Source organism: Streptococcus sp. WM07 (assembly GCF_004570525.1).
Classification (GTDB): Bacteria; Bacillota; Bacilli; order Lactobacillales; family Streptococcaceae; genus Streptococcus.
Genome location: NZ_SPPZ01000003.1, coordinates 47049 through 54962 on the forward strand (window position 1 = coordinate 47049; position 7914 = coordinate 54962).

Genomic DNA, 7914 nt, shown 5'->3' on the forward strand with positions numbered 1-7914 from the left:
TAAGGCTTGTTCATAGTTTGCAGAGAGTGGACGTGTTACTTGTTGCGATTAGGGATTTTACCTATCTTTAAACAAGAAACTTTTTTTCATATTATGAGATAAACGTTCGGAAGAAAGCGGAAACTTTCTTGAATTTCTTGTATAAATTGTTTATAATGTTCAAGAATCGAACAGTTTTAGGAGGTTATCATGGTTCATTCATATTTGAAAAAGTCTGCTCTAGTTTTGAGTTTGGCAGCAGCTGTTGCAGCAGCGGAAGAGGTTAAGGCAGATCAGGTGACGCCGACTCAAGGGCAAGAAGTTACAGTTCCTGTAGTATCTCAGTCAGAGCCTTTAGTGAGTTCAGAATCGGTTGCTCAAGCTGGTGCAGAATCGGTTGAAGGTAAGAATAGTGGGGAATTTCTGGTAGAAGAAAGCATGCCAGAAGTAACAGTCTTATCCAATCCTATAAAGGAAGAACCTGTGAAACCACCTGTAGAAGGTCAACGCGTGGATATGCGGATTCTAGCTACCACTGACCTCCATACGAATTTGGTTAACTACGATTATTATCAAGATATGCAAGTTGAGACTCTTGGCTTGGCAAAAACAGCGGTCTTGATGGAAGAAGCAATCGCGGAAAATTCTAACGTTGTCATCGTTGATAGTGGGGATACCATTCAAGGAACACCGCTCGGAACTTATAAGGCTATTGTTGATCCCGTTAAAGAAGGGGAAGAACATCCTATGTTTGCGGCTTTTAAAGAATTGAACTATGATGGAGCCGCTTTGGGGAATCATGAATTTAACTATGGTCTAGACTACTTACGTCGGATTGTAGCTTCTTCAAAAGTTCCACTGTTGAATGCCAATGTTTTGGATGCTCAGACAAAGGATCACCTCTTCACCCCTTATGTCATTGTTCCTAAGACTTTTAAAGATTCTGAAGGTCAATTGGTGACAGTTCATGTGGGTCTCACAGGGATTGTACCTCCTCAGATTATGAACTGGGATCGTGGTCACCTAGAAGGAAAAGTGATTGCTTTGGATGCAGTTCAGGCCGTAACTGATTTGGTTCCAGAAATGCGGAAGGCTGGAGCAGATGTCGTTGTGGTATTGTCTCACTCCGGTATTGGGGACGATACATATCTAGTTGGTGAAGAAAACATAGGATACCAGCTTGCCGGTATTCCAGGAGTTGATGCCGTTGCGACCGGTCATTCCCATGCGAATTTCCCATCAGGAACTGGAACAGGATTCTATTCAAAAATCAAAGGTGTGGATGATACCAATGGTAAAATTAATGGGATTCCAGTAACCATGGCGGGTAAGTACGGGGATCACTTGGGAATTATGGATTTGAAACTTCACTATACCAATGGTGCTTGGCAAGTTGAAGAATCAGGTTCGGTACTTCGGAAAATTGATACCAAATCTAGCAAGGCAGATGAACGAGTTTTGAATTTAGCTAAAGACGTACACGAAGCTACGATTCGTTATGTTCGTCAAGAAGTTGGACAGACTCCAAGTCCAATTCATTCTTATTTCTCTCTTGTTCAAGATGATCCATCGGTTCAAATTGTGAATCAGGCGCAACTCTGGTATGCCAAACAAGTTCTTGCGGGAACAGAAGAGGCTAACCTTCCCTTGCTTTCTGCAGCAGCACCTTTCAAGGCTGGAGCACGCAATGATCCTAACTCCTATACCGATATTAAGGCAGGGCCTTTAGCGATTAAAAATGTAGCGGATCTATATGTCTATGATAATGTTGTGGCCTTGCTTAAAATTAACGGTGCGCAACTGAAAGAGTGGTTGGAAATGTCCGCTGGGCAATTTAATCAAATTGATCCTGCTAAGAAAGAACCGCAAAATATTATTAATACCTCCTTTAGAACCTATAACTTCGATGTGATTGAGGGTGTTACTTATGAGTTGGATATTACCCAACCGAATAAATATTCTGTCGGTGCAGAATTAGTAAATCCAACTGCTAGCCGGGTTCGGAACCTTCGCTACCAAGGAAAAGAAGTAACGGATGACCAGGTCTTTATGGTTGTTACCAATAACTATCGAGCAAGTGGTCCCTTCCCAGGAGTTAAGGATGCCCAAGAAAGCCGCTTATTGAACTTGCAAAACCGTCAAGCTTTGATTAATTACATTGTAGCGGAAAAAACCATTGATGCTCGTCCAAATCATAACTGGACCTTTGCGGATACGATTAAAGACTTGGATCTTCGTTTCTTGACTTCTTTGAAGGCTCAAGAGCATTTGACTGCTAATCCGGCCATTTCTTTTGTTGGGATTTCAGATACAGTAGATGGTTTTGGTGAATTCCGTTATCACTATGCCCCAGTTGTAGCTCCAGAGGAGCCTGTTCAACCGGAGCAACCAACAAATCCAGATCTTCCTAGTCAACCAACTGGAACTGTTAGCCCTAATCAGTCTGAAAAACCTGTTCAACCACTAACTCCAATGAAACCGAATAAGGTTCAGGAAGTCCAAGAGCCTCAAGTTCTTGGAACCCCTTCAAATCGGCTTGTTCAGGATCCAGCTCCACGCTTGCTTGGAACTCGCTCCAACTCTTCTGAAGGTACATTGCCAAATACTGGAACAAAAGACTCCCTTTGGATGAGCCTAGGACTTGCTCTCCTTACCTTGTTGCCAGTAGGATTAGGGAAACGCAAACAAAAATAAGGAAAATACGAGCTAATAAGGGATAAAAGTTCGCTAATCCCGAATAACTGGCTCCATATTTTCTGAAAAAAGAGGAGGTTTCTGAAAGAACCTCCTTTTTTTCTAGCGTTTTTCATGATATAATAGGCGGGAATATAAAGGAGGAAGTATGGTCAGAAGAGATTTATTTCGAAATATTTTCATTGTTTTTTTATTGGCAATGATTTTTGTACTCCTTCGTCTATTTTGGTTTACTCCCCATCATGTGACTGAAAAAGATGTCCAAAAGGGCTTGGAAGCAGTTGATTATGTGTTGGCTTTTAACCAAAATGAAATCCCCAATGAAAGTATTGTTTTATACGAAGTCGATCAGAAAGAATATGTCGGACGTGTCATCGCTCAAGATGGTGAAAGAGCAGTCTATATGGATGATGTCCTCTATATTAACCATCAGGTCAAGGATGAACCCTATATTCGTAGTATGAAAAACACCTATCAAGGAAAAGCCAGTAACACTGGGAATCTCTTTACAGAAGATTTCACCATTGAATCTTTGACTCAGTCCAATCAAGATGTTATTGGGCAAGAGGAGTTTTTAATTTTAAATGATAACCGCCTCAACCATGATGACAGTCGTGAGTTTGGCCTGATTCAAAAAGAGCAAATTAAAGGCGTGATTAGCTTTCGTTTGACACCCTTGGGGCGTTTCGGTTTTATAGATGTGGAGTAATAAATGGCATACGTTTTAGAAATTTTACCTAGTTTGTTGCAGGGTGCAACTGTCACCCTGCAAGTTTTTAGTTTAGTCTTGATTTTGTCCATTCCCTTAGGAATTTTAGTAGCCTTTATTATGCAAATTGATTCGAAGCCGTTGCGTTGGTTACTATCGATTTATATTTGGGTGATGCGCGGAACCCCGTTGTTACTGCAGTTGATTTTTATCTATTATATTTTGCCAAGTATTGGCATTCGGATTGATCGGATGCCGGCTGCGATTATTGCCTTTACGCTAAATTATGCAGCCTACTTTGCGGAGATTTTCCGAGGTGGAATTGATTCCATTCCTCAAGGTCAATATGAGGCAGCTAAGGTACTTAAGTTTAGCCCTTTCCAGACGATTCAGTACATTATTCTTCCTCAAGTTACGAAGATTGTTTTACCAAGTGTCTTTAATGAAATTATGGCCTTGGTCAAGGATACCTCCTTGGTATATGCCCTGGGCGTTACGGACCTTATCTTGGTCAGTCGTACCGCAGCCAATCGCGATGCCAGCTTGGCCCCAATGTTCGTAGCTGGAGCTATTTACCTTATTATGATTGGGGTGGTGACCCTTGTTTCTCGAAAAGTTGAACAAAAATATGCCTATGATCGCTAAGGAGGTTGCATGCTAGAATTAAAAAATATTAATAAACGCTTTGGGGAACGGCAAATCCTCAAAGATTTTAACTTGAATGTACCTGAGAAGAAAATCCTAGCTATCGTGGGTCAGTCAGGAGGAGGTAAAACCACCCTCTTGCGGATGTTGGCAGGACTAGAAACCATTGATAGCGGACAAGTGCTCTACAATGGGAAGGAAATCTCAGCCAGTGAGCTGGCGAGTATGAACCTCTTGGGCTTTGTATTCCAGGACTTCCAACTCTTCCCACACATGACCGTCCTCACCAACTTGACCCTATCCCCAGTTAAAACGATGGATATGGATCCTGCTCAGGCCGAGCAAAAAGCTCGGCAACTGCTGGAGCGACTTGGTTTGGAAGAACACGCAGACCACTATCCACACGCTCTCTCTGGCGGGCAAAAGCAACGGGTAGCCTTGGCGCGTGCCATGATGATTGAACCAGAAATTATTGGCTACGATGAACCAACCAGTGCCCTAGATCCAGGACTCCGTCTGGAAGTCGAAAAACTGTTAATCCAAAACCGAGAAATGGGGATGACTCAGATTGTCGTTACTCACGATATGCAATTTGCTCAGAATATCGCTGACGAAATTCTCGAAGTCATTCCCCAATAGGAGGGCTCTACATGAAACGGATTATCGGATTTCTGATTTTACTTCCCTTATTGGTTTTGACGGCCTGTAGCAGTCGGGTGACGGATCCCACAATAGATGCTTGGGAAACATACCAAGAACGAGGCGAGCTGACCATCGGCTTTGACAACACCTTCGTACCTATGGGCTTCCAAGAAAAAAATGGAGACAATGTCGGTTTTGACATTGACCTGGCCAACCGTATATTTGAAAACCAAGGCCTTAAAGTCAATTGGCAACCCATTGACTGGGACATGAAAGAAACCGAACTCAACAATGGTACCATTGACCTCATCTGGAACGGCTATACCCAAACCGAAGAACGAGCAGAAAAAGTAAACTTTAGCCTTCCTTACATGGCCAACGAACAAGTCTTGGTTACCAAAAAATCATCCGGTATCCAGACAACTGCAGCCATGAAGGACAAAGTCCTCGGAGCTCAGGCAGGATCCTCTGGTTACCTCAAATTTGAGGAATTTCCAGACCTGCTTAAGCAGTATGTCAAAAACAACGCTGCAACCCAATATCAGAGCTTCAACGAAGCCTTGATTGACTTGGAGAACGACCGCATCGACGGCCTCCTTATCGACCGTGTCTACGCCAACTATTACCTAACCCAAAAAGGAGTCCTCGAAGACTACAATGTCTTCCCAGTTGGCTTCCCAGAAGAAGCCTTCGCAGTTGGTGTTCGCAAAACCGATAAGACCCTCCAAGAACACCTCAACCAAGGAATGGTCCAACTCTATCAAAACGGCCAATTCCAAGAAATATCTAATAAATGGTTTGGAGACGACGTTGCCAGCAAGCAGCTAAAAGAAGCCGCTAAGAAATAATCAATAAAGAATGACAGTGAGAGGGTGAAAACCCTCTTTTTTGACCATTCAGGACGTTTCAATGACCGTTTGGGAAATAGGAATCAATCGCTGAAAATTTGTTATATACTTTATGTAACGGTTGCAACTGATAATAATGGAAGGAGTTTTATTATGAAAGTTGGAATAAAACATTTTGAAAAAAAACATGATTTAAAACTTGAGTTGATTACTGGAGGGGTTCGAGTAACAGTTGGTGAATTTGGTCAAGCAGTCGGTATCTGTACACTGAGTGGTGCTATGGCTGGGAGTGTTATTCCTGGAATAGGGACTGCTGCAGGTGCTATTCTTGGGGCTCAATATTGTACAGCTGGTTGGCTGTTTGCAAGAGCATACTAATGTCAATTTAGTTTCAAAACCAGAATGCTCAAAGTAGTTTGAAATCTGAGGTAAGTTGATGAGTGGTGAACTAATGTTTATCAAAGATGCTTAACAATTACTAAATTTTGAATTATATAGAGTATAAATAATATGCTTTGTTATTAAAAAATATATTGAAAAGAGAGGATAGTCAAAATGATAAATTCACAATTAAATCTTACATATTATGAAAAATTGGATACTAAAAACTTAGTGGAGGTGCGAGGAGGAGGAGCAAGAGAAGGGGATATGTTTTTAAGTGCTGCTGCTGGAGCAGCAAATGGAATAGCTATGTGCGCACAATTTGGTTTGTATATTCCATGGCAGGGATATGCAGTTTGTGCAGTAGGTGGTGCCGCGTCAAATTTGATTTGGCCTCGTTAGTGGAGTAGTTTGACTGAATATGTTTAGAATTAAACCTTTAACACAAAGTTCTAAAATCGTATCAGATTATCTTGCTAAATTCCTAGAAACTGGGAATTTTGTGGTTCCGATAGCTCTTCTCGTACTAAGTATTTCTAATGCATTGATTTCAGTTAATGAAATTCTGGCTAAAATTTTTGGAAGTATATCTCTTTTTACTATTATCCTATATTTGACTATGTATGTATATGTAACGCTCTGTTCTAACTATCAATTTTTAAAAGATCGATTTCACGATAACAGACGTTAATTCTATAGGCATTTGATTCCTAAAAATTAATTAGACTTAATTCAACTACATTAAGAACGAAAATAAATCTGAGAATCTTTCAATATATAGTATATTGATTAGAGGCTAGTTAATGTGTTATTGAATTAGACTAAGAGGAAATATTATGAAAAATATTATTCGGTTTTCAATCATCGAATGCATTTCCATGCTTTTACTATATCTACTGGGGATTTGGGTTGGTTTTTCACTTACTAAGATTGTTCTTCTAGCTTTACTTAATTTTTCATATCAACTATTAGCTATGATTGTGGTAAGTAGAACTTCAAGTGTTGTTCTTCCTTTAAGACAGGTTTTTCAGAATTTAATGAATTATATTAAATATACTATTGTTATTCCGGTTTTAATTGTTTTTCTCCTTATCATACAAATGAAGACGATGTCTATCGAACTTAGATTTATATATCTAAGTCTACTCATCATGGTCTATACAATCGGATCTATTTTTTCCCTGAGCTCCACTTTTAAGAGAAAAAAATTTTTAGGTAGATGGTGATTGCTAAAATCTGCTTAAAGTTGGTCGAGATTTTTGGAGTAAAATTAATTTGTTTGAAGGAAAACTAGGGAATAGAATTTAAATGTTTTATCATAGGAGGTGCTATTGGTGGATGGAATACGTAAAACCCAAATTATTCATACATAACTAAAAAACTTCCAGAATCGCTGATACATCATGGTTTCTGGAAGTTTTTGATTTTCACCCATTAGGTGAGACTTTTGACTGGACAAAAAAGGATTTCCCCTTTATGATATAAGCGCAAACCAAATCAAAATAGAAAGGAAACCCATATGTTCAGTCTAACAAATTACAATTCTAAAAACAACACTTTTTCTTTTGATGGTGGAAATCTAACGAATTACGGAGGATTACTTCTCTTTAAAGTACTTTTTGACCTCCTGAATCTGAAAGATTTAATTTCTAAATACTTAGTTACTAATGATCAACGCCAATATCTTCGGTACTCAGATACAAACATTATTATCCAACTCCTATTCCAAATCCTAGCTGGTCATGATACAGACTATGCCTGTCAAGAATTGAAAGAAGATGCTTATTTCTATCAGCTGCTAGAACCTGGACAGCTGGCCTCTCAACCAACCTTGTCACGTTTCTTTTCTCGTGCTACTGAAGAAACGATTGCAGCTTTAAGACAGATTAACTTTGAACTTCTCCAAATCTTTTTACAATTTCATCAAGTGGGGAATCTTATCATTGATATTGATTCGACTCATTTTACAACCTATGGAAAACAAGAAGGCTCGGCTTACAATGCTCATTACCGTGC

Annotated in this window: 8 protein-coding genes; all 8 read left to right on the forward strand. The window is 39.9% G+C overall.

Annotation, left to right across the window (positions count from 1 at the left end):
• Positions 1–189: 189 nt before the first annotated feature.
• Positions 190–2673 carry a bifunctional 2',3'-cyclic-nucleotide 2'-phosphodiesterase/3'-nucleotidase gene (locus E4T71_RS01195; RefSeq protein ID WP_135035625.1) on the forward strand — a complete coding sequence of 828 codons (2484 nt, stop codon included), beginning with the start codon at positions 190–192 and terminating at the stop codon, positions 2671–2673.
• A 148-nt stretch (positions 2674–2821) separates the two neighbouring features.
• Complete coding sequence (lepB, locus tag E4T71_RS01200) at positions 2822–3382, forward strand: signal peptidase I (RefSeq protein ID WP_135035628.1); 561 nt, start codon at positions 2822–2824, stop codon at positions 3380–3382.
• A gap of 3 nt (positions 3383–3385) precedes the next feature.
• A complete protein-coding gene (locus tag E4T71_RS01205) occupies positions 3386–4027 on the forward strand; it encodes an amino acid ABC transporter permease (RefSeq protein ID WP_135035630.1) in 642 nt (213 codons plus the stop codon).
• A 9-nt stretch (positions 4028–4036) separates the two neighbouring features.
• A complete protein-coding gene (locus E4T71_RS01210) occupies positions 4037–4666 on the forward strand; it encodes an amino acid ABC transporter ATP-binding protein (RefSeq protein ID WP_135035632.1) in 630 nt (209 codons plus the stop codon).
• Between the two features lie 11 nt (positions 4667–4677).
• Complete coding sequence (locus tag E4T71_RS01215) at positions 4678–5517, forward strand: amino acid ABC transporter substrate-binding protein (RefSeq protein WP_135035635.1); 840 nt, start codon at positions 4678–4680, stop codon at positions 5515–5517.
• Positions 5518–5670: 153 nt separating this feature from the next.
• A complete protein-coding gene (locus tag E4T71_RS01220; RefSeq protein WP_135035638.1) occupies positions 5671–5895 on the forward strand; it encodes a ComC/BlpC family peptide pheromone/bacteriocin in 225 nt (74 codons plus the stop codon).
• 177 nt (positions 5896–6072) lie between these two features.
• On the forward strand, positions 6073–6300 hold the full coding sequence (locus E4T71_RS01225; protein WP_135035641.1) for a Blp family class II bacteriocin: 228 nt from the start codon (positions 6073–6075) through the stop codon (positions 6298–6300).
• A 1117-nt stretch (positions 6301–7417) separates the two neighbouring features.
• Positions 7418–7914 (forward strand): transposase (locus E4T71_RS01230; protein WP_194181236.1); only part of this gene is annotated, 497 nt, incomplete at its 3' end.